This is a genomic window from Konateibacter massiliensis (genome assembly GCF_900184995.1).
Classification (GTDB): Bacteria; Bacillota; Clostridia; order Lachnospirales; family Lachnospiraceae; genus Lachnotalea; species Lachnotalea massiliensis.
In genome coordinates this window covers 1,575,562-1,598,518 of the sequence record NZ_LT860099.1, presented here as the reverse complement: position 1 = coordinate 1,598,518, position 22,957 = coordinate 1,575,562, and the positions used below count along the sequence as shown (strand labels likewise).

23 protein-coding genes are annotated in these 22,957 nt (G+C 40.5%); 19 read left to right on the top strand and 4 right to left on the bottom strand.

All coding sequences use genetic code 11. From position 1 onward, the window contains the following. Window positions 1–133 precede the first annotated feature (133 nt). The 3 genes from CTY48_RS13160 to CTY48_RS13150 all read left to right on the top strand — a co-directional run bounded on the left by CTY48_RS13160 (window position 134) and on the right by CTY48_RS13150 (window position 4,787). Window positions 134–1,936: an Ig-like domain-containing protein gene (locus CTY48_RS13160; RefSeq protein ID WP_099468940.1), complete on the top strand. Its 1,803-nt coding sequence runs from the start codon at window positions 134–136 to the stop codon at window positions 1,934–1,936. An 18-nt stretch (window positions 1,937–1,954) separates the two neighbouring features. Then, complete coding sequence (locus tag CTY48_RS13155; protein ID WP_099468939.1) at window positions 1,955–2,176, top strand: YdbC family protein; 222 nt, start codon at window positions 1,955–1,957, stop codon at window positions 2,174–2,176. 448 nt (window positions 2,177–2,624) lie between these two features. Then, window positions 2,625–4,787 carry a methyl-accepting chemotaxis protein gene (locus CTY48_RS13150; protein ID WP_099468938.1) on the top strand — a complete coding sequence of 721 codons (2,163 nt, stop codon included), beginning with the start codon at window positions 2,625–2,627 and terminating at the stop codon, window positions 4,785–4,787. A gap of 79 nt (window positions 4,788–4,866) precedes the next feature. On the opposite strand, the gene CTY48_RS13145 is transcribed toward CTY48_RS13150, so the two are convergent. Continuing rightward, window positions 4,867–5,193 carry a winged helix-turn-helix transcriptional regulator gene (locus CTY48_RS13145; protein ID WP_099468937.1) on the bottom strand — a complete coding sequence of 109 codons (327 nt, stop codon included), beginning with the start codon at window positions 5,191–5,193 and terminating at the stop codon, window positions 4,867–4,869. A 221-nt stretch (window positions 5,194–5,414) separates the two neighbouring features. Between CTY48_RS13145 and CTY48_RS13140 the strand changes: the two genes are divergently transcribed. Continuing rightward, window positions 5,415–5,993, top strand: coding sequence for a flavin reductase family protein (locus CTY48_RS13140; protein ID WP_099468936.1), 579 nt, complete (start codon window positions 5,415–5,417; stop codon window positions 5,991–5,993). A gap of 167 nt (window positions 5,994–6,160) precedes the next feature. Here the strand turns inward: CTY48_RS13140 and CTY48_RS13135 are convergent, their stop codons facing one another. Both CTY48_RS13135 and CTY48_RS13130 read right to left on the bottom strand, forming a co-directional pair. Next, a complete protein-coding gene (locus tag CTY48_RS13135) occupies window positions 6,161–7,714 on the bottom strand; it encodes an ABC-F family ATP-binding cassette domain-containing protein (protein ID WP_099468935.1) in 1,554 nt (517 codons plus the stop codon). A 121-nt stretch (window positions 7,715–7,835) separates the two neighbouring features. Beyond that, window positions 7,836–8,621, bottom strand: a complete 786-nt coding sequence (locus CTY48_RS13130; RefSeq protein ID WP_099468934.1) for a DeoR/GlpR family DNA-binding transcription regulator — start codon at window positions 8,619–8,621, stop codon at window positions 7,836–7,838. 365 nt (window positions 8,622–8,986) lie between these two features. On the opposite strand from CTY48_RS13130, the gene CTY48_RS13125 reads away from it, so the two are divergent. From CTY48_RS13125 to CTY48_RS13075, 11 genes are all read left to right on the top strand, one after another. Beyond that, entirely contained in the window at window positions 8,987–10,156 is a 1,170-nt protein-coding gene (locus CTY48_RS13125; protein WP_099468933.1) for a BMP family lipoprotein, read from the top strand. A gap of 109 nt (window positions 10,157–10,265) precedes the next feature. Next, window positions 10,266–11,807, top strand: a complete 1,542-nt coding sequence (locus CTY48_RS13120; RefSeq protein WP_099468932.1) for an ABC transporter ATP-binding protein — start codon at window positions 10,266–10,268, stop codon at window positions 11,805–11,807. Continuing rightward, window positions 11,800–12,885 (top strand): ABC transporter permease, encoded by a 1,086-nt coding sequence (locus CTY48_RS13115; RefSeq protein WP_099468931.1) that lies wholly within the window; start codon window positions 11,800–11,802, stop codon window positions 12,883–12,885. The genes CTY48_RS13120 and CTY48_RS13115 overlap by 8 nt, the downstream gene beginning before the upstream one ends. Beyond that, window positions 12,882–13,835, top strand: coding sequence for an ABC transporter permease (locus tag CTY48_RS13110; RefSeq protein WP_099468930.1), 954 nt, complete (start codon window positions 12,882–12,884; stop codon window positions 13,833–13,835). Before CTY48_RS13115 ends, CTY48_RS13110 begins: the two co-directional genes overlap by 4 nt. A gap of 9 nt (window positions 13,836–13,844) precedes the next feature. Next, complete coding sequence (locus tag CTY48_RS13105; RefSeq protein WP_099468929.1) at window positions 13,845–15,131, top strand: amidohydrolase family protein; 1,287 nt, start codon at window positions 13,845–13,847, stop codon at window positions 15,129–15,131. A gap of 1 nt (window position 15,132) precedes the next feature. Further along, window positions 15,133–15,774 carry a deoxyribose-phosphate aldolase gene (deoC, locus tag CTY48_RS13100; RefSeq protein ID WP_099468928.1) on the top strand — a complete coding sequence of 214 codons (642 nt, stop codon included), beginning with the start codon at window positions 15,133–15,135 and terminating at the stop codon, window positions 15,772–15,774. A 195-nt stretch (window positions 15,775–15,969) separates the two neighbouring features. Next, the gene (locus tag CTY48_RS13095) at window positions 15,970–17,703 is read left to right on the top strand and encodes a S8 family peptidase (RefSeq protein WP_099468927.1); all 1,734 of its coding nucleotides are present in this window, start codon (window positions 15,970–15,972) and stop codon (window positions 17,701–17,703) included. Window positions 17,704–17,795: 92 nt separating this feature from the next. Next, window positions 17,796–18,137 (top strand): arsenate reductase family protein, encoded by a 342-nt coding sequence (locus CTY48_RS13090; RefSeq protein ID WP_099468926.1) that lies wholly within the window; start codon window positions 17,796–17,798, stop codon window positions 18,135–18,137. A gap of 9 nt (window positions 18,138–18,146) precedes the next feature. Then, window positions 18,147–18,962, top strand: a complete 816-nt coding sequence (locus tag CTY48_RS13085) for an AAA family ATPase (RefSeq protein ID WP_099468925.1) — start codon at window positions 18,147–18,149, stop codon at window positions 18,960–18,962. A gap of 96 nt (window positions 18,963–19,058) precedes the next feature. Further along, entirely contained in the window at window positions 19,059–19,532 is a 474-nt protein-coding gene (locus CTY48_RS13080; protein WP_099468924.1) for a glutathione peroxidase, read from the top strand. Between the two features lie 15 nt (window positions 19,533–19,547). After that, on the top strand, window positions 19,548–20,093 hold the full coding sequence (locus CTY48_RS13075) for a glutathione peroxidase (RefSeq protein ID WP_099468923.1): 546 nt from the start codon (window positions 19,548–19,550) through the stop codon (window positions 20,091–20,093). A 54-nt stretch (window positions 20,094–20,147) separates the two neighbouring features. Here CTY48_RS13075 and CTY48_RS19725 read toward each other — a convergent pair whose 3' ends face one another. Continuing rightward, window positions 20,148–20,315: a hypothetical protein gene (locus tag CTY48_RS19725; RefSeq protein WP_180272728.1), complete on the bottom strand. Its 168-nt coding sequence runs from the start codon at window positions 20,313–20,315 to the stop codon at window positions 20,148–20,150. A gap of 177 nt (window positions 20,316–20,492) precedes the next feature. Between CTY48_RS19725 and CTY48_RS13070 the strand changes: the two genes are divergently transcribed. The 4 genes from CTY48_RS13070 to CTY48_RS13055 all read left to right on the top strand — a co-directional run bounded on the left by CTY48_RS13070 (window position 20,493) and on the right by CTY48_RS13055 (window position 22,813). After that, window positions 20,493–21,275 (top strand): pseudouridine synthase, encoded by a 783-nt coding sequence (locus tag CTY48_RS13070; protein WP_331463178.1) that lies wholly within the window; start codon window positions 20,493–20,495, stop codon window positions 21,273–21,275. 1 nt (window position 21,276) lies between these two features. Next, the gene (locus tag CTY48_RS13065; RefSeq protein ID WP_099468921.1) at window positions 21,277–21,459 is read left to right on the top strand and encodes a DUF6472 family protein; all 183 of its coding nucleotides are present in this window, start codon (window positions 21,277–21,279) and stop codon (window positions 21,457–21,459) included. 31 nt (window positions 21,460–21,490) lie between these two features. Continuing rightward, entirely contained in the window at window positions 21,491–21,988 is a 498-nt protein-coding gene (locus tag CTY48_RS13060) for a DNA-deoxyinosine glycosylase (RefSeq protein WP_099468920.1), read from the top strand. A 204-nt stretch (window positions 21,989–22,192) separates the two neighbouring features. After that, window positions 22,193–22,813: a superoxide dismutase gene (locus CTY48_RS13055; RefSeq protein ID WP_099468919.1), complete on the top strand. Its 621-nt coding sequence runs from the start codon at window positions 22,193–22,195 to the stop codon at window positions 22,811–22,813. Window positions 22,814–22,957: the final 144 nt, after the last annotated feature.

Below are 22,957 nucleotides of genomic sequence, written 5' to 3'. Positions count from 1 at the left end.
TGAGAAAGAAAGTGTTTGAAAAAAGAAACTAACTTCATAATCAAATTTAAGGATGGGATGTATTTTATTTTGTAGGCAAAAGTATAAGTAGCATGATATAATGAAAAAAGGGGATATAAGGGGGGGGATATAGATGAAAATAATCACAAAAAAATTAGGAATCATGCTACTTATGCTGGGAGCCATTATTATCTTTCATACTGACGTAAAAGCGGCTACGGAGGAATATACTTATACCCTAAATGAAAATGAAGCAACCATAACCGGTTATATTGGATTAGATGCAGAACTTGAAATTCCAAGTATAGTTGGTGATGGGTATGTGGTTACAAAGATAGGAAGAAGTGCCTTTAACTATAATCAGAATATAAAGTCGGTTATTATACCAGAAACGGTAGATGTTATAGGAAGAAGTGCTTTTGCAGCTTGTATGAATATGGAGAAAATTGTAGTTAAGGATGGCTGCAAGATAATTGAGGAAGATGCGTTTTATGCTTGCAGTGCTTCAAGTGTCATAATACCAGCAAGTGTAACAGAATTCGGATTAGAGGCTCCATATAGAATATTTGAGGGAGAAACAAATATATCTATGACTGTTTATATTGTTCCAGGTAGTGTAGCGGAAGAATATTTAAACGTTTATGAAACGGATGTTAAATACTACTACCAAGAAGAATATACTCCAACTGTCAGCTTTACAGGAATTGAAAATAATCAGATAGCACTCAATGTAGGTGAAAGCTATATGGTCAGCAAGAGTGATATTAAGATAACACCAGACAATCTTAATCAGTATTATGAAATTGATTACTTTAGCGGAAGTAACGGTTACGTTTCAGTTGAAGAGGTAACTGGAGGTTGGAAACTGACAGGCTTAAAGGTTGGAGAAATAGCTGTAAAGGCAGGAATTTTAAATGAACACATTATCGGAAATACTGAGGATACATTAACTATAAAAGTAGTAGAAAATCGAAAGCCAGTAGAAACCGTAAATATTACCGTGGAGGGTTACTCTACACCAATCGTTAATCAATCTATTAATTTGACAAATGAAGGGATTAACGTAGACCTCTTCGATGGTTTTTTATATCTTTACAAAGGACAAAGCGTGCAGCTCAATGCTTCTGTATTGCCAAGTGACGCAACGTACACAGGTTCATGGAGTGTAGACGGGAATAATGTAACAATCAATGAAGAAGGAGTTCTTACAGGAGTTTCCAATGGCTCTGTAAGAGTGACGTATTCCACGGTCTCAACGATTGGAGGCGTAACAAGCCGCCGTTCTCAAACCTTTTCCGCGAATGTATTAGAGAAAACGGTAGATTCAGGGACGCCAACAACCCCTGCCACACCAAGTAACCCAACAACGCCGAGTACGCCGACCAATCCAACCAGTCCAACAACTCCAGCCACGCCGGAATCTAAGACAGGAAAAATTACCCTAAATGCCACCAAATTTGACCTCCAAAAAGGGAAAACAATAAAGACATTAAAACTTAAGACAAACCAGCTTGCTGGTGATAAAATTGCCAGCGTAAAGAGCAGTAACACAAAGGTATTAAAAGCGTCCCTGAGTGGTCAGACAATTGTATTAAAAGGTATTAAGGCTAAAAAAAGCTATGTAACAGTTACGGTAACCATGAAAAGTGGGGCAACCGCAACTTGCAAGATAAGAGTGGTAAATTCTCAAGTTAAGACTAAAAAATTAATAGTGGGGACAAATAAAATCACTCTAAACAAGGGAAAAACAGCAAAACTTGCTGTTACGAGGAACCCAATCAGCGCGACTGATAAGCTTACCTATAAGAGCAGCAACACTAAGGTAGCGACAATTGATAAAAACGGTAAAATCAAAGCAAAGAAAAAAGGGAAAGTGACAATCACTGTAACCAGTGCCAGTGGGAAGAAGGCAACCTGCAAGGTAACGGTGAAGTAGAGAAAGAGGAATAAAACAATGCCAACAGAATTTAAATATGAGATCGTAGAAGAAATCGGAGTTCTTTCCGAAAATGCAAAAGGCTGGAGAAAAGAACTGAATAAAATTTCGTGGAATGGGGCGGCACCAAAGTATGATATTAGAGATTGGGCACCGGAGCATGAAAAGATGGGAAAGGGCGTAACCTTGTCAGAGGAGGAAGTCGGTCAGCTTAAGAAAGTTTTGGAGAGCCTGGTATAAGTAGAAATAACATGCCAAGATGCATTTAAGTGTGGAAGACTGAGAGAAGCGTATTTTTTGGTAAAAAACGCTTGTAATATTTTATGAATTGCAATATAATATAACCCAATAAAAGGACAAAGATGTCATACAGGCATTCTTTGTCCTTTTTTATATTATACGAAGTTTTACAAATTTCCTATGATATAAAAATTATTATGCGCACCTCGCGGAAAGAAAGGAGCTGCATCGCAACCCGCTCGGGCGCGAAGTGTGAGTAAGCTCACACGTTCTTGTCTTGCATTATTAGGAAAGTTCTACAAGTTTTCTATGATGCAAAAAATATTATGCACGCTTCGTGAAAAGAAGATGCCGGTTGCGCTGGCAAACTTCGATGCGAGGATGTGCGGTGGCAAATCCTTTATTACATAAGCAATTACAAAAAAGATAACACACAGGAGACAAAACTATGAGAGAAAAAATAAGGTATGCTAATAACCGGGGTATGAGAGCACAGGCAGAACAGATTTTTGAAGGTATTTCAAATGGGCGAAAGGCGGCATTGGAAAACTGGTTTCAGGACTGCTGGCTGCAGCTTGATATCATAAAAAGAAATTTAATTTCCTCACAGGGGACAAAAGAGGTAATACAGGAGATTATAAATGATGCACAAAAACGCTCACAGACAATGGTTGAAGTGTTTCTGGCAGATAAAAAGGGGAGGGTGTCTGTGTCATCCTTCGCGAGACATGTCGGAGAAGATTTATCCGCGTTTCCAAACATTGAAAAAGGATTAAAAAATGAAAACTATATGTATGGACCTTATTGTGATAGAAAAACGTTAGACTTGGATTTGTCGGATAAGCCTTTTTTTGACGAGGTAACGCTGCTTTTTTCAATGCCTCTTGAGCTAAATGGAGAAATGCAAATATTGTTTGCCCGTGTGTTAAATGATGATATGAGTAATGTGATACAGGAGGAGGATACCCATATTTATAAAGATTCCGGCGATAACTACCTGTTTATGATTAAAAACAACAGAGGAATAGAACAGGGAACTGCGATATCCAGAAGCCGGTTTGAGGATCAGACATTTTCGCTTGGTGATAATTTGAAGGATGGAATTAAAACAAAGCATTGGGGCTTTGTAAAGATAAAGGAGCACACGGAGCTGGAAATCGTATTTACGGACCCGGCGACGGGGAGGTTGCATACCGGTGTACAAAACACAATAACAAACGGAGAAAATATGGATTGCTGGCCAGGATACCCGGATTATCGCCATATCATGGTAGGAGGAAAGGGAACCACGATAGAACCTCCGTATTCGGATGAGGTTTGGGGAATGATGTGTGAAGGGGATATTGAGGACATTTACCATTATTCTCATTTAAGCCGCAGACTGCCTCTCTACTTTGGAATTTTGGCGGCATCCGCATTCCCAATTCAGTATGCATTGCAGGGCATACTGAGAAACCAGATAGCTTCGGATTTATTCATTGTGGCATATACTATTTTTGTAACATATTTTATTTGCAAAAAAACAATTGTTAATCCTCTTAACAATGTGACAAACACTCTTTGGAATATAGCAGAGGGAGAAGGAGACTTGACAAAACGTCTGCCGATGGAAACCACAAATGAGATAGGGCAGTTGATACGCTGGTTTAACAAGTTTATCAGCAACCAGATGAATATGATAAAAAGAGTGAAAAGCTCACTAAAAACCTCGCAAAAGACAGTGAAAACAGTATCCAGCTCCAACCAAAAAATTCAACAGAGCATGAGAACGATAGAAGACATGGTGAACACTTTGTCCAACAATTCAATGGAGCAAAATATTTTGTTTTATAAGACGCAGCAAGAAGTAAATAAAATTGCCGACAGTTTGGAGCAAAATGAGGAATTGAACCATTTGGTAGACAACATGAAAGAAAAGACGATGTCTGCCACTGTCTTTAAAAATGATCCCGCAAAGGTTCAGGAGGAAGCCAAACAGGTAAATGCAGAGCTTGAAAAAGCAATGGTAAAGGCAATTAAAAGCATTTCTTCTCTGGAAACCCAATCAAAGGAAATTACGCAGATTATCAGCACAATAAACGGTATCAGCAAGCAGACGAGCCTTCTTGCCTTGAATGCCACAATTGAAGCGGCAAGAGCAGGGGAAGTAGGCAAAGGCTTTGCTGTGGTGGCAGGAGAAATTAAAGGCTTGTCAGAAGAGACAAACAGCGCGACAATGCTGATTACCAAGTTAATTTATGCAATTCAAAATGAGATTAATGAGACAAATGTAAGTATTTCTGCAATTGAGGAAAAGGTAAAAACAAGTATTGAAAATTCAACGGAAAGTATGAAAGCAGTGGGGCTGATTATGGATATCTCAAAGACAATTTCCTATATTTTAGAGATGATGTCAGAGCAGTCAGGCATGATGAATGAAGTGAGAGAGAATATCATTGTCATGGGAAAACAAAATGAAGAAAATTCGAAGGTGGGCGAGCAAAGCAGCAAGGAAGTACTGGAGCTGGTGTCCTATATCAACAGACAAACCGAAAAACTTTCAAAGGTCATTGAAAGTCTGGAATATTCCACGGAGGATTTGGGAGGAATTGTAGAGAGTTTTAAAATATAAAATATATTGATAGTTACACAAGGACAGGACCGTTATTTCGAGTCCTGTCCTTGTGTATTGTAGAGCCGATTTTTTTATTTTACTCTTTGTCTTCAAATATATAAGTTTTGCCCCATTTACACAATTCTTCTAATACCGGCATAAGGGTTTTGCCAAAATCTGTTAAGTTATATTCGGTTTTCGGAGGAACAACAGGATAGACTGTACGTGAGATTAAACCACTTCTTTCAAGCTCTCTTAACTGTTGGGTCAGCATTTTTGATGTGGCATTTGGAATTAGTTTCTGCAATTCATTAAATCTTAAAGTTCCATCGGCTAAGTGATATAAAATAACAACCTTATATTTTCCACCTATGATACTTATTGCAGCATCTACAGGACAACTATATGTTTCACTTTTTATCATTATTTATCTCCTCGCTATCTTTTGGGGTACTACATATCAAAAAGGTGCATTCTTGTTAAAACAAAAATATGTGTTACTATAATAGCATGAATCGATTCTTAATACAACAAAACTATTATGAGGAGGAATATAGAAAAGCATATTTTAGTTGACAATAATATATTGAATTGCAAAAGATGGATATGTACATAAAAATTTAGAAAAAAGAAGGAGATTTTATTATGCAAAAAAATATTGGTTCAGTCATGGGATTATATCCAACCCCAGTGACTGTTTGCGGAACTGTGGTGGATGGCAGAGTAAACTGGCTGACGATTGCGCATGTTGGTGTCGTGGACCACGGAATTTTACTAATTAGTGTAGATAAAAACCATGAACTATCAAATCAGGGAATAAAAAATAACCATGCGGTTTCAGTGAACTTGGTTAATCAGGATATGCTAGAAGCAGCAGATTATTGTGGAATTGCAAAAGGAGCAAAAACGGATAAATCTGATGTTTTTAAATACCATTTTGGGGAATTAAAAGCAGCACCAATTATTGATAAAGCCCCCCTTGCTATGGAGTGTAAGGTTGTGGATGTATTTGAAGTTGGTTCATTTAACAACTATATTCTTAAACCGATTCACACCTATGTGCAGGAAGAATATTTGAATGAAAAAGGGAAAGTTGATTATGAAAAAATAAGTCCGGTTTTATTTGAGTTTCAGAATGCCCAATATTTATCTACCGGAAAGGTAATAGGAAAGTGCTGGAACTATGGAAAAGATTTTGTCCAAATTCAAGAATTGGAAAGTTGAAAGTAGTTGAGAGAGATAACTGTTCAGAGCCACATCTCGAAAACATTACGTGTTTTCGAGATGTGGCGTATCCGCCAAATAAATTTAATAAAGGGTATGCTTAGGAATGCGAGAATTCCTAAGCATACTCCTTATCAAATTTGCTTGGCTCTGAACGGGTAACTAAATTATATTTTTAAACTCCACTTGGAGCAATCCCATACATCGGTTGCAAGTCCTTCGTAAAACTCAGGTTCATGGCAGATAAGGAGAATGCTTCCCTTATATTCCATTAATGCACGCTTCAATTCATCCTTTGCATCGACATCTAAGTGGTTGGTAGGCTCGTCCAAAAGCAGGATATTCGTTTCCTTGTTTAACAGCTTGCACAGACGGACTTTAGCCTGCTCACCGCCGCTTAGGACGCGGACAAGACTTTCGATATGCTGTGTGGTTAAACCGCATTTTGCAAGGGCAGAGCGAACCTGATACTGGGTAAAGGAAGGGAATTCCTTCCATATTTCCTCAATACAGGTAGAAGAGTTTCCGGCGGACATCTCTTGTTCAAAGTAACCGATATACAAATAATCACCGAGAGAAGCCTTTCCGCTTATCGGCGGTATCAGACCGAGGATACTTTTTAAAAGGGTTGTTTTTCCGATACCGTTTGCACCGGTCAGGACAATTTTCTGCCCTCTCTCCATTGCGAGATTGAGAGGTTTTGAGAGCGGTTCATCGTAGCCGATGACCAAATCCTTTGTCTCAAAAATATATTTGCCGGCAGCACGAGCGTTCAAGAAGTGGAATTCCGGCTTTGGCTTTTCGCGGACAAGCTCAATCTTGTCCATTTTATCCAGCTTTTTCTGGCGGGACATCGCCATATTACGGGTCGAAACGCGCGCTTTGTTTCTGGCAACAAAATCCTCCAAATCGGCAATTTCCTGCTGCTGACGGTTATATGCCGCTTCAAGCTGTGCCTTTTTGATGGCATAGACTTCCTGAAACTTATCATAATCGCCCACATAGCGGTTTAATTCCTGCTTATCCATATGATAAATGAGGTTGACAACACTGTTCAAAAACGGGATATCATGGGAAATAAGAATAAAGGCATTTTCATATTCCTGCAAGTAGCGTTTCAGCCATTCGATATGAGTCACGTCAAGGTAGTTGGTCGGCTCGTCCAGAAGCAAGATGTCAGGCTTTTCTAATAAAAGTTTGGCGAGCAGTACCTTTGTTCTCTGACCACCGCTTAAATCCGTTACATCACGGTCGAGTCCGAGCTCATCAAGGTCAAAAGCACGGCTGATTTCATCTATTTTTGTATCGATAACATAAAAGTCATGTGCCATGAGTAAATCCTGAATGACACCAAGTTCCTCCATCATCTGGGAAAGCTCTTCCTCGGAGGCATCACCCATATTGTCACAGATGGAATTCATTGTGGCTTCCATTTCAAACAAAAAGGCAAAAGCAGATTTTAGTACGTCACGGATGGTCATTCCTTTTTCCAGTGCCGTGTGCTGGTCGAGATAGCCGACACGCACATTTTTTGACCACTCTACCTTTCCGTCATCAGGCATAAGTTTTCCGGTTATGATATTCATAAAGGTTGATTTTCCCTCACCGTTTGCACCGATTAATCCGATATGTTCCCCTTTTAAGAGGCGAAAAGATACATTATTAAAAATGGCTCTGTCTCCAAAGCCATGACTTAAGTTCTCAACATTTAATATGCTCATGTGTTGTATTCTCCTTCATTCACTGGGCGTTCAAATTCTTTGGCTAGTTAAAGATTATAATATATGTGAGAAGGTTTTTCAACTGAATTTCTAAAAGCTTTATACAAGTATGGCTGAATTGTTATACGATATGAAGCGGAATATGTTTGGAGCGGATAAGTTTGATCCATTCGGACGAAATGCCGCTGTCTGTTATGATTACGTCAAAATCCTCAAGGTCTGCAAAATAGGAGGATTTCACGATGGAAAATTTACCGGAATCCATGAGAAGTATTTTTTCGACACCCGATTTAAAAATTGCCTTTTTTGTCGCAATTTCATAGTTGTTTGCGCAGGTCACACCCAATGCCTCGTGAACGCCTGCGGCAGAGATAAATACTTTGTTTGCGCGGGTGCTGCTGATAAGGGAAAGACCTTCCGCACTCTCAAACATCTCTGTGTTGGCATGATAATAGCCGCCTGCAAAAATAATGGAGCAGTTCTCTTTATTGACAAGATGATTTAGAATGTTGCGGTTGTAGCAAAGAACGGTGGTCCTTATGTCGGAGGGAATCGCCCTTGCAAGAAATTCGGTAGTAGAGCCGGTATCAATGATTAAAATATCATTTTCCTGTATCAGGGAAGCGGCAAAGGTTCCGATACGCTTTTTTTCCTCAATGCGGGAAGTAACGGCATTGTCCAATGCATAATAATCTTCAGGAAGGTCTGCGGCACCGGAAATTTCCTTATTGTAAAAGAAAGCGCCATACTGATTTCTGACAATATTCTGACTGACCAAGGTATCAAGATCTCTTCGAATTGTCATTTCGGACACATTAAATTTAGCAGCAAGCTCCTTTACCGAGGCCCCCTGCATATCTTTAAGAGTTTTGATTAAGTGATTCATGCGTTCATATTTTTTACTCATAACAGTCACCGCTTTCTTTCTGAAGTGGGTTTGAAAAGCTGTATAATCATAACTTGATGTGAATATTTTAACATTTTTGAACAAAAAACGCAATTACAATGTTAGAATGTTCACATACATTAACAAAAGTATTGACTATATACCGATACAATGTTAAAATAAAGAAAAATAATATTTTATGACAAGACGTAAGATTTTGTATAGCAACGTGGCTATTTTTAAGATATAAGGTAACTTAAAGATAGCCAATTTTATGCCACGGACGGCATAGAAGAGATAGGTTAAATCTGAGTACAAGTGACTTGGAGATTAATTTATAAAAATGTCGTTTATCGACCCACACTATTAAGGAGGAATATTTTATTATGAAAAAGAAACTTTTATCATTGGTTTTAGCAGGCTGTATGGTAGCTTCTCTAGCAGGCTGCGGCAGCTCAAACACTACAACAACTGAGCCTGCAAAGGATTCAACTGCAACGACAACTGAGACAACAGATGCAGCAGAAGCAACAGATGATACAGCTGCACAGAGCGAGGCATCAGCAGAAGGCTATGAGCTTGCACTTGTTACAGACATCGGAACAATCGATGACAAATCCTTTAATCAGGGCGCTTGGGAAGGTGTAGTTCAGTACGCAGAAGAAAGCGGAAAGACATATAAATACTACCAGCCGGCAGAAAAGACAACCGATTCCTATGCAGAGACAATTGAGCTTGCAATTGAAGGCGGTGCAAAAATCGTAGTTTGCCCTGGATACTTATTTGAAGAGGCAGTTTTCATTGAACAGGACTTAAATCCGGATGTAAAATTCATCTTATTAGATGGTGAACCACACAATGCAGATTATTCTGAGTATAAGACAGCAGATAACACAATGGCTATTTTATTCCAGGAAGATCAGCCAGGTTTCTTAGCAGGTTATGCAGCAGTAAAAGAAGGCTATACAAAGCTTGGTTTCATGGGTGGTATGGCAGTTCCGGCAGTTATTCGTTATGGTTACGGATTCCTTCAGGGTGCTGAATATGCAGCAAATGAAATGGGAATTGACTCTGTTGAAGTTTCTTACAACTATACAGGTGGATTTGATGCAACTCCTGAGGTTCAGGCATTGGCAGCTTCCTGGTATGGTGCAGGTACTGAAGTAATCTTTGGTTGCGGTGGCGGAGTTGGTAACTCTGTAATGGCAGCAGCAGAGGCAAGCGGTAAGGTTGTAATCGGTGTTGACGTTGACCAGTCTCCTGAATCAGCTACCGTAATCACTTCCGCAATGAAGAAATTATCCGTATCTGTGTATGACGGAATTAAGTCTGAATATGACGGTGCTTTTGCCGGCGGACAGACAACTACGTTCAGCGCAGCAAATGACGGTGTAGGTCTTCCTATGGATACTTCTAAGTTTACTACTTTCTCATCAGATGACTACGATACTATTTTCGGAAAGCTTGCAGCCGGTGAAATCGAAATCAAAAACGATTCTACTTTAACAGTTGATGATTTAGGACTTAAGGCAGTAAAGTATTCAGTTGTAGAATAATTAGGTGTATTGCAATAGAAGACAAAATGTTTGAACAAGCATTTTAGGTAACAATAGAAGGGGATGCTATTTGGCATTCCCTTTTTAAAAATAACATTGAGGTGAACAGATGGAATACATTATTGAGATGCTCGGTATAACGAAAGAATTTCCTGGAATTATTGCCAACGATGATATTACACTTCAAATTAAAAAAGGTGAAATCCATGCACTCTTAGGTGAGAACGGTGCAGGAAAATCTACCCTGATGAGTGTATTATTCGGACTTTACCAGCCGGAAAAAGGTGTTATTAAGGTAAAGGGTAATGAAGTGAAAATTAACAGCCCATTAGATGCAAATGATTTGGGAATCGGAATGGTTCATCAGCATTTTAAGCTGGTGCATAATTTTACGGTATTGCAGAACATTGTTCTGGGAATGGAAAGCGTAAAATATGGTTTAATGGAAATGAAGGAGGCAAGAAAGAAGGTTGTAGAGCTGAGTGAAAAGTACAATCTTTTTGTGGAGCCGGACGCCCTTATTTCGGATATCACGGTTGGAATGCAGCAACGCGTGGAGATATTGAAGATGCTGTATAGAGATAATGAAATACTGATTTTTGATGAGCCGACAGCAGTTCTTACACCTCAAGAGATAGATGAATTGATGAACATCATGAGGAACTTGACAAAGGAAGGAAAGTCAATCATCTTTATCACACATAAACTCAATGAGATTAAGGCGGTTGCGGACCGATGCACGGTACTTCGCCGTGGAAAATACATCGGAACGGTTGAGGTAAAGGATACGGACAAGGAAGCCATGTCAGAGATGATGGTGGGCCGTAAAATTAATTTAAAAATAGAAAAAAAGGAAGCAAAGCCGGGTGAGGTGGTGCTTGATATCAGCGGACTCACGGTCAAATCCAAAAAAGAAGGACATACAAAAAGTGTCGTAAATGACGTGACTTTCCAAGTAAGAAGAGGGGAAGTTGTATGTATTGCCGGAATTGACGGAAACGGACAGAGTGAGCTCATTCAGGCAATCACGGGAATCACGGGAATGGATGCAGGAAAGATTGTGTTAAACGGCGAGGATATGACGAAAAAGAGTATCCGCTATAAAAACACGCATGGTCTGTCCCATATTCCGGAAGACAGACATAAGCATGGCTTGGTTCTTGATTATACATTGGGAGAAAATCTGGTTTTACAGCAGTATTTTTCCCCGGAATTTCAGAAGCGTGGTTTTCTTAAATTCAACAAAATAGAAGAATATGCAAACAAGCTGATTGAAAAATTCGATATACGAAGCGGACAGGGAAGTATTACAAGTGCCAGAAGTATGTCCGGCGGAAATCAGCAGAAGGCAATTATTGCGAGAGAGATTGATAAAAACCCTGATATTTTGATTGCTGTACAGCCTACGCGTGGTTTGGACGTAGGTGCGATTGAATTTATACATAAGCAGATCATTGAACAGCGAGATAAGGGCAGGGCAGTTTTGCTTATCTCACTTGAGTTAGATGAGGTAATGAATTTAAGTGACCGAATTTTAGTTATTTATGAAGGCGAGATTGTGGCGGATTTGGATCCGAAGCAGGTCACGATTCAGGAATTGGGACTTTATATGGCAGGCTCAAAGAAAGAGGAGGGAAAGCAGCATGAATGAGGCAAAGAATAAAAAACTGGTAGGACTGACGTCCTCTGTTTTTGCTGTTATCGTCGGATTATTATTTGGATTTATTATTTTGATATTCAGTAATCCCTCTCAGGCATTGCCGGGCTTTTTGACAATATTGACAGGCTCTTTTACGCATGGCTTAAAGGGAGTGGGACAAGTATTTTACTATGCGACACCGATTATTCTGACCGGTCTCTCAGTAGGCTTTGCGTTTCGGACAGGACTATTTAACATTGGTACACCGGGACAGTTTATTGTAGGTGCTTTTGCCGCTGTTGTAGTGGGAATACGAGGAGATTTTCTCGGAAATGCACAGTGGCTTGTGGCAGTGCTTGTAAGTATGGTGGCAGGTGCTCTGTGGGCATTGGTTCCGGGAGCGCTGAATGCATATTTTAACGTAAATGTTGTAATTGCGTGTATCATGATGAATTATATCGGTATGTATCTGGTAAACTTTACGGTAAAGGGCAGCAAGGCTCTGTTTGACAGTCTCAGAAACCAGTCCATATCAGTTGATAAGGCGGCACAAATCCCTAAAATGGGATTGAATATCATTTTCCCGGGCTCCAGTATTAACGGCGGGTTCTTTATTGCGGTGCTGGTTGTCATTGTCATCCATTTTCTGTTGAATAAGACAACCTTCGGCTTTGAGCTGAAAGCGGCAGGCTTTAACAGGGATGCCAGTAAATACGCGGGTATGAATGAAAAGAGAAACATTATTTTATCAATGGCAATCGCAGGTGCTCTTTCAGGACTTGCAGGCGGGCTTGTATATCTTGCCGGCTCAGGAAAGCATATTGAAATTGTCGATGTGCTGGCATCAGAAGGCTTTACCGGCATCTCTGTTGCTTTACTCGGTTTATCAAGTCCTTTTGGAATTTTGCTTGCAGGCTTGTTTATCGCGTATATCACAGCAGGAGGTTTTTACTTGCAGCTGTTTGAGTTTTCCACAGAAATCATTGATATCATCGTAGCGGTTATTATTTATTTCAGTGCCTTTGCACTTATCATCAAGACACTGATGGGACGTTTTGACAAAAAGAGAAATGGAGGTAAAAAAGCATGAATATAGTGTTTTCCATATTTCAGCAGACCATGTTTTTTACGATTCCGCTGCTTATCGTTGCACTTGGCGGAATGTTTTCGGAACGCTCCGGTATTATCAATATCGCTTTAGAAGGTATTATGATTATGGGTGCCTTTGTGAGTATTCTGTTTATTAATCAGACACAGGGCTTCTTAAGCGGTCAGACTCAGCTTATTCTTGCAGTTTTGGTGGCTGCGGCTGCGGGTATGCTGTTTTCCTTATTCCATGCCTTTGCCTCCATCAACATGAAGGCAGACCAGACGATAAGCGGTACGGCATTAAATCTTTTTGCTCCTGCTTTTGCAATTTTCTTTGCAAGAATTTTACAGGGAGTACAGCAGATCCAGTTTACCAATACGTTCCGTATTGAGTCAGTTCCGGGGCTTGGAAGCATTCCGGTTATCGGAAACTTGTTCTTTAAAAATACTTATATCACAACCTATATCGGATTTTTGATTTTGATTGTATCTACGGTTGTGCTATATAAAACGAAATTCGGACTTCGCCTTCGTGCATGCGGAGAGCATCCACAGGCGGCGGACTCTGTCGGTATCAACGTATATAAAATGCAGTATGCAGGTGTTCTGATATCCGGTGCGCTTGGCGGTATCGGTGGTTTAGTATTTGTCGTTCCGACTTCTACAAACTTTAATGCAACCGTTGCGGGCTATGGTTTCTTGGCACTGGCAGTATTGATATTCGGACAGTGGCACCCAATCAGAATTTTATTTGCTTCTGTTTTCTTTGGATTGATGAAGACGATAGCGGCTTCCTATTCAGGAATTCCGATTTTAGCTTCCCTTGGGGTACCAAGCTATATTTACAAAATGATACCATATATTATGACCTTAATTGTACTTGTATTTACATCGAAAAATTCTCAGGCACCGCGCGCAGAGGGTATTCCATATGACAAGGGTGCCAGATAGGGGCAGCATATGAATATTAGATTTTATAATGCCAGAATCCTCACGATGGCGGATTTCTCCGTTATCGAGGGGGAGCTGTGGGTGGAAGGAAATAAAATAAGCTATGTAGGCTCAAATTCCTCAAAGCCTTCTAAGGAGATAGTGTGGGACAGGGAGATTGATGTTTCCAAAAACCTGCTTATGCCGGGCTTTAAGAATGCTCACACCCACTCAGGAATGACTTTTTTACGGTCCTATGCGGATGACATGCCGCTTTTGGACTGGCTTCACAATCAGGTGTTTCCGATGGAGGCAAAGCTAAATCACGAGCACATCTATGATTTTAGCAAGCTTGCCATTATGGAGTATCTGACAAGCGGTATCACCGCCAACTTTGATATGTACCTGTCTCCGGAGCCAATTGCAAAGGCATCGGTAGACTGTGGCTTCCGTACGGTAATGGTGGGCTCAATGAACAATTTTACCCAGTCTGTGGAGCTTATGGAGGAGTATTATAAGACTTACCAAAGTTATCATGAGCTGATTGACTATCAGTTGGGCTTCCATGCGGAATACACGACAGACAGAGAACGTCTGGAGGGTATAGCGGCACTTGCCAAAAAATATAAGGCTCCTGTCTACACACATAACTCGGAGAGCAAAAAGGAAGTGGCGGAGTGTCTGGAACGGTATCAGATGACACCGACCGCATTCTTGGACAGCCTCGGTATGTTTGAATATGGAGGAGGCGGTTATCACTGCATCCATATGACGGAAGAGGACATGGCTATATTTAAGGAGCGAGGGATGTCGGTTGTGACTAACCCGGGCTCTAATGTAAAGCTGGCGAGTGGAATTGCCCCACTTGTACAGATGAAGGAGCTGGGTATTAACCTTGCAATCGGAACGGACGGACCGGCGAGCAATAACTGTCTGGATATGTTTCGGGAAATGTTTCTCGTGACAGGACTACAGAAGTTAAAACAAATGGATGCGGCTGCGATGGATGGCAACGACGTGCTTTATATGGCGACAGTCGGTGGTGCAAAAGCAATGGGGCTTGATGAATGCGATATTTTGGCGGAAGGCAAGCTTGCGGACATTATTATGATAGACTTAAGTCAGCCAAATATGAGACCGATTCACAATATCACAAAAAACATCGTTTACAGCGGCAGCAAGCAGAATGTAAAGATGACGATGGTAAATGGTAAAATTCTTTATGAGGACGGCAGGTTCTATATAGGAGAAGAGCCTCTTGCTCTCTATGAGCGGGTTGAAAAAATCGTGAATGATATGAAAAACGAAAGGAGTTAATATGTTAACAGCAAAATATTTTGATCATACAATTTTAAAAGCAGATGCGACGAAAGCACAAGTTACAAAAATATGTGAAGAGGCATTGGAACATGATTTTGCATCGGTGTGCGTGAACTCATACTACACCGCTTTTGTGGCAGAAAAACTAAAAGGCAGTGATGTGAAGGTTTGCAGTGTTGTAGGCTTTCCTCTCGGAATGATGTCGACAAGAGCAAAATGCTTTGAGACAGAGGCAGCAATCGAGGACGGAGCAGAAGAGATTGATATGGTAATCAACGTAGGTGCCTTGAAGGATAAGGAATATGATGTGGTTTACGAAGACATCAGAAAAGTAAAGGAAGCATGTAAGGATAAGGCAATTTTAAAGGTTATCATTGAAGCTTGCCTGCTCACAGACGAAGAAAAGGTGAAAGCGTGTGAGCTTTCCAAAAAGGCAGAAGCTGATTTTGTAAAGACCTCGACCGGCTTTAGTACAGGCGGAGCGACGACAGCGGATGTAAAGCTGATGCGAGAGACAGTAGGAGCTGAAATCGGTGTAAAGGCTTCCGGCGGTATCCGTGACAGAAAAACAGCCGAAGCGATGGCGGAAGCCGGAGCAAACAGACTCGGAACGAGTGCTACGGTAGATATTATAAAATAGTTGAAAACAAGATGAAGCTGCGAGCAGTTTCACTTGTCATGAATAAAAAAGAAACTTCCTATGTTGAATGAAAGATAGGAAGTTTCTTTTTGGTTATATCAAATGATTAATATTTTATAGTTTTATAATACGATACTGTTGAGAAATGGAGTTAAGATTTTAGAGTAGTGCATATGATAATAAAAAAGGTTTTTTATGACAAATCAAAAAATTGAAAATCTTTTAAACCTCGCACTCGACGCCACAGAACGGGAAAGAGAAAAATCCTTGAATTTGAATGTAGGTTACAATGAGCTGGAGCGCACATGGGACGTAATTGTAAAATACTCAGGAGACATTGGGCGGCTGCAATCGGAGGCGATTAACGTCGTCACCCTTATGAACCAGTACGCTATTTTAACAGTGACGGAAAGCGTGTTGCGGGAGCTGCCCAATTTCCCTGAAATTGAATATATTGAAAAACCCAAACGCCTTTTCTTTGCTGTTAACAGAGGAAGGGCGGCGTCATGTATGAATGCCCTTCAAGGCTCGGAATATAACCTGTTTGGGCAGGGGATTTTGGTAGCAGTGGTCGACTCGGGAATCGATTACAGTCATCCGGATTTTAGAAATCCAAACGGAACCACAAGACTTTTAAATTTGTGGGATCAGACAATTCCCGGAAATCCTCCGGCAGGGTATAGCATTGGCACGGAGTATACAGAGGAACAAATCAATGAGGCGCTTCGTGCCCCAACGCTGCAGGAACAGATGGCAATTGTGCCAAGCAGAGATTTGAGTGGACATGGCACGGCTGTTTCAGGAATTGCAGCGGGAAACGGAAGAGCATCAAACGGCTTATATCGAGGTGTTGCCTCTCAGAGTAGAATGATTGTGGTGAAACTTGGAACACCCCGCACAGACTCTTTTCCGAGAACGACGGAGCTTATGCAGGCGATTGACTATGTGATTAGAAAGGCATTGGAATATCAGATGCCCGTTTCTTTGAATCTAAGCTTTGGCAATACATACGGCTCCCATGACGGAACCTCCTTGCTCGAAACTTATATTAATCTTGCAGCAAATGTATGGAAAACATGTATTTGCATCGGTACGGGAAATGAGGGAGCCGCTGCTGGTCACACGTCGGGAATGCTCATAGAGGGCGTGATAGAAGCGGTGGAAATTGCCGTCTCAGAATATGAGACAACACTGAATCTCCAAATATGGAAGTCGTATTCGGATGATGTAGATATCATGATAAGGTCACCGGGAGGTACGACGGTCGGTCCAATACAGCAGATTCTAGGTCCGCAGCGCTTTGTTTTGGAAAATACCCAGCTGTTGCTTTATTACGGAGAACCAAGCCCTTACAGCACGGCTCAGGAAATTTATATTGATTTTATACCTCGAGGAGATTATATAGCGGACGGCATATGGACGATCAGCCTTGTCCCACGAAGAATTGTGGCGGGAAATTACAATATGTGGCTTCCTAGTGAGGGTGCATTGAATGTCGGAACAAATTTTTTAAGACCAAATGCAGATATTACACTCACAATTCCCTCCACATCAATAAGGGCAATCTCAGTGGGAGCATATAATACAATGGTTGGGAGCTACGCCGCATTTTCAGGAAGAGGATATGCAAATGATGTGAGAATTGTGAAACCGGATATCGCTGCCCCGGGAGTTGATATCACCTCGGCTGCAGTGAATGGGGGATATGGAGTGTTTTCGGGAACCTCAATGGCAACACCTTTTGTGACAGGAGGGTGCGCGATGATGATGGAATGGGGCATTATAGACGGAAATGATCCGTTTTTGTATGGGGAAAAGGTGAAGGCATATCTGATAAAGGGAGCAAGGCCGATACCGGGAGTGACGGAGTATCCTAGCCCATTGGTCGGCTGGGGGGCTTTGTGTGTAAGGGATTCATTGCCGCTATAAACTTCAAGAGATATAAAACCATCAATTACGTTGACACTTTTAGGAAAGTATATAATAATCAATAGAAAGAATAAAATTAGAAAGGACAAAAGATGAACATTCAAATATTCGGAACAACCAAGTGCTTTGACACGAAAAAAGCACAGAGATATTTTAAAGAGCGGGGTGTTAAATACCAATTTATTGATATAAAGCAAAAGGGGTTAAGCAAGGGAGAATATATCAGTGTGAAACAGGCAGCGGGAGGATTGGATAAGATACTGAATTCAAACTGCAAAGACAAAGACGCTCTTGCATTAATACAATATATTGCAGATGAGGATAAGGACGAAAAAGTATTAGAAAATCAGCAGGTTTTGCTGACTCCGATTGTGAGAAACGGGAAGAAAGCGACTGTTGGATATCGACCTGATATTTGGAAGGAATGGGAGTAGCAGATTATTATGATATACTTAAGCAGTTTTTTGCTGTCAGGCAAAAAAGTAAAAAACCCAAACATCTACCCATACAACGTATTTGCTAAAAAAGATGAAAGACTGGTCGTATTTTCTCCTATCACAGTATTATACGGTGATAACGGAAGCGGAAAGTCCACCTTGCTCAATATAATAGCAAACACCTTAGAGGTAGAGGGAAAAGAGCATGCCACAAACAACAAATTCGGTATGATTCAATACTTTATGCAATATGTATCGGAATGCAGGTACGGGCTGGGGGAGGATGAAGAGGGAAACGCTTTGCGATGCCTGCCGGGGAGAAGCAGATACATCAAAAGTGAAGATATTCTCTATGAGATAAAGAAGATAGAGCAGGAAGCGGTCTTGGAGGAGGGCTATATCTATGAGCATGTCCGGCGGGGAATGCCAAAAGAAATGATAGAAGCCTTGAAGAAATCAGATAAGACGGCAGAGCAATTGGGATACATTAAATTTGGGCAGGAAAAGTACTCAAACGGAGAGACGACTATGCAGATGTTGATGGATTATCTGGAGCCGGATGCACTCTATCTTTTGGATGAACCGGAGGTGTCTTTATCCCCGGCAAATCAAGTGCGTCTGGCAGAGGAAATCAATAAGCTTGCAAGGCTTTTGAATTGCCAGTTTATCATTGCGACTCATTCACCTTTTATGCTTGGAACGCTGAATGCCAAAATATATAATTTGGATTCTGAGGATATGCCGGAGGCAAAGTGGTCCGAGCTGGAAAATGTGAGATATTTCTATGACTTTTTCAAGAAGCATGAAACGGAATTCGAATAAAACTTAAAAAAATTAAAATTTATAATTGACATACCTAATTAAATTGTGTAAAATATAATCAAGAACAATTTAAAAGAACCAAACGGAGGGAAAACGATGAATATATTTGATTTTGATGTGAAAAATGCCGCAGGAGAAACTGTGAGTATGAGTGATTACAAAGGAAAGGTTGTCTTGGTTGTCAACACAGCGACAGGATGTGGCTTTACACCTCAGTATGAGGGACTTCAGAAGCTCTATGACAAGTATAAGGAGCAGGGGTTTGTTGTACTGGACTTTCCTTGCAATCAGTTTGCAAATCAGGCGCCGGGGACAGAGGAGGAGATCCACAGCTTTTGCCAGTTGAAATACAACACAACGTTTCCGCTATTTGCAAAGGTAGATGTCAACGGTGAGAATGAAGAGCCGCTGTTTCAATATTTGAAATCTCAGCAAAAGGGCATTATGGGCAGCAAGATTAAATGGAATTTTACAAAGTTTTTAGTTGATAAAGACGGAAAAGTAGTGGAACGTTTTGCTCCGACTACAGCGCCGGAAAAAATAGAAGAATCCATTAAAAAATTAATTTAACAGGAGGAATGAAAGATGAAAATTTACGATTTTGATGTATTGAATGTGTACGAAGAGCCGGTATCATTGTCAGAGTATGAAGGAAAGGTGGTACTTATCATCAATTCCGCAACAAGATGCGGTTTTACACCGCAGTACGATGAACTCCAGGATTTATATGAAAAATATAAAGAGGAGGGCTTTGTGATACTTGATTTCCCATGTAACCAGTTCGGCAATCAGGCACCCGGCACCAACGAAGAGATTGTGAGCTTTTGTGATGCTAAGTTTGGAATTACATTCCCGATTTTTTCAAAGATTGATGTGAATGGTGAAAATGCAAGCCCACTGTACAAATATCTGACGAGTCAAAAGGATTTCAAGGGCTTTGACAAGGAGCATCCATTGACACAGATATTGGAGAGCAAGTTTGAACGAGAAAATCCGGATTATAAAAATCGACCGGATATCAAATGGAACTTTACCAAGTTTTTAATTGACCGAAGCGGAAGTGTAGTAGAACGCTATGAGCCGACCACGGATATCAGTAAAATCGATGATAAAGTAAAAGAATTACTTTAAATAGAATAATATAAAACGGTCAAGTCTTTTCGAAGAAGGCTTGACCGTTTTGTATTATGGATAAATTTTCTGTATCGGATTTGCTTTCTCGTGTCCGCTTTTTGCCTTTCCTTGAATTTCAGGTACAGGCGGAACTTCATTTTTGGGAAGATGCATTTTGTGATTGCTCTCTGTTCCATGAGGTTCGCTCGGACTTGGTCGCTTCATACCTGCCTTTGCCATTTCTTTGTCTCCTTTCGGGTGATTGATAAAAATAGTATGGTAAGTTTTTGAAAAGATATTCAGTCTGTATTGAAATCCTTAGCGGGGTCTTTTATGGGCTTAGTATTTGTGGTATGATGGGAGGGCAGAAAAATTAAGAAGGAAAAGGCAGAAACCGCCTTATAAATAAATATGAGATTGGATAAATTTTTATCAGAATCCTCCATCGGAAGACGAAAGGAGGTACGGCTTTTTATAAAAGACGGCAAGGTGTCTGTAAACGGAAGAACAGAGCTGGTGCCTGCGGCTGAGATTGATGAAGAGAACGATAAGATTGCATATATGGGAGTGCCGGTGAAACATGGAGAAAAGGTTTACTATATGTTTCATAAGCCCGCAGGCTGCATTACCGCAAGAAAAGATGCGAAAGAAAAAACCGTGATGGATTATTTTGCGGAGCTGGATAATAACGGTCTTTTTCCGGTGGGGCGGCTTGACAAGGATACAGAGGGACTTTTGTTTGTCACAAACGACGGAGAGTTCAACCATGCATTGATGTATCCGGAGCACCATGTGAACAAAAAATATTTTTTCTGGGCATTTGGTGAACTGACCGAGGAAAAAGTAAAAATGCTTCAGGAAGGACTTTTTCTGGAAAACAAAGAGTTTTATACGAAAGAGGCAGAAGTGGAGCTTATAAAGCAGGGCTTATTTTCTGAATTAGTTCAGGAGATTTCGGGAAATAAATATGAGAAGGTAAAGAAAAATAGAGATATACAGCCGGTTGTGGCGGGGTACCTTACGATATCGGAGGGCTGCAAGCATCAGGTAAAGAGAATGCTAAAGGCGGTAGGCTGCTATGTCATTTATTTAAAGCGAGTGTCAATCGGCACTGTTTCTTTGGATACAGACTTAAAGCAAGGAGAATACAGGCTTTTGACGAAGGCGGAGATAAGCGGGCTGCTTGGAGAGGAAGGATAACATGTCAGACAAATCAAATTGTGAGTATTGTATAAACTATATCTACAATGAAGAAGAGGATTATTACGAGTGTGAAGTGAATCTGGATGAGGATGAGTACGGCAGGTTTTTGCGCGGCAGCTTTCGAAACTGCCCTTATTTTCGAATGGGTAATGAATACCAGATTGTGAAAAAGCAGATGTAAAGGAAGCAGCTTGTAGGAAGGAGTATAAAGAATGGGAGAATATCGCAGAATAGAACACACCTTTTTGCCTGTGTTTGATGAGAATTCCGAGATTTTAATTTTGGGAAGTCTTCCGTCGGTGAAGTCGAGAGAGAACGGTTTTTACTATGGACATCCGCAAAACAGGTTTTGGAAGGTCATCGCGGAGATTTTTGAGTGGGAGCTTCCACATACAATTGAAGAGAAGAAGGAGATGCTGCTTCGCAGCCGGATTGCCATATGGGATGTAATCCAAAGCTGCGATATTATCGGATCAAGTGACAGCAGCATCAAAAATGTGGAGCCGGCTGATATCAACCTTATACTGGGACAAAGCAATATTAAAGCCATTTATGCCAACGGGAAGACAGCGGGAAAACTGTATGGCAAATTTGCAAAGGAAAGAACGGGAAGAGACATTATAGAACTCCCCTCCACCAGTCCTGCCAATGCGGCTTATAACTTGGAGAGACTGATTGGGGAGTGGAAGAGAATAAAAAATTGGAACTGAAGATTCTTGTGAAAATATTAACTAAATTTAATTGTAAAATAAGGCAATTGTATAATAATTAAAATATTAACATGAAATTGAAAATAAATTTACATTAACTGGTTGACATCTCTAAAAATTATGATATAATCTAACTATGAAGTTAGTTAAAGCTAACACAAGTAAGCATAGAATAACAATATCGGCATTGAAAGGAGAATTATTATGTTTGAACAAGTAAAATTATCATATAAATTAGACGCATTGGAGCCTCATATTGACGCATTGACAATGGAGACTCACTATACCAAACATCATGCAACTTATACAAAAAATCTAAATGACGCTGCAGAGAAGGCAGGAATTACAGGAAAAGCAATTGAGGATGTGTTATCCAATTGGAAGAAGGACATTCCGGAAGAACTGAAAGCGGCAATACGAAACAACGGAGGCGGTTTTTATAACCATAACCTGTATTTCGGACATCTTTCACCGGAAGGTGGCGGAGAGCCAGCAGGTGAATTAGGAGATAAGATCAAAGAAACCTTTTCAGGCTTTTCCGATTTTAAAGAGCAGATCAGTAAAGCGGCAATAGGGCAGTTCGGTTCAGGCTGGGCATGGCTGGCGGCGAATGGGGATGGCTCCTTGCAGATTATGGCAAGTCCGAACCAAGACAATCCTTTACTGGAGACAGAAGGCATTTGGCAGCCTATTTTCGGAATTGATGTTTGGGAGCACGCATACTATTTAAAATATAAAAACTTACGTGCGGATTATATCAAAGCCTTCTTTGAGGTAGTAGATTGGAATAAGGTTGCTGATAATTATGCCAATCGAAGGAGATAAAGTAAAAATAGAATAAAATGACTTTAGCATAAAATAACTGGTTTGTATCTCTTAAATTTGATACAAACCAGTTGTTTTTTTGTTATTTCTTATAAAAATATAAAAATCAAATAAAAAATCCAACAAAATTCATAAAAAATCATA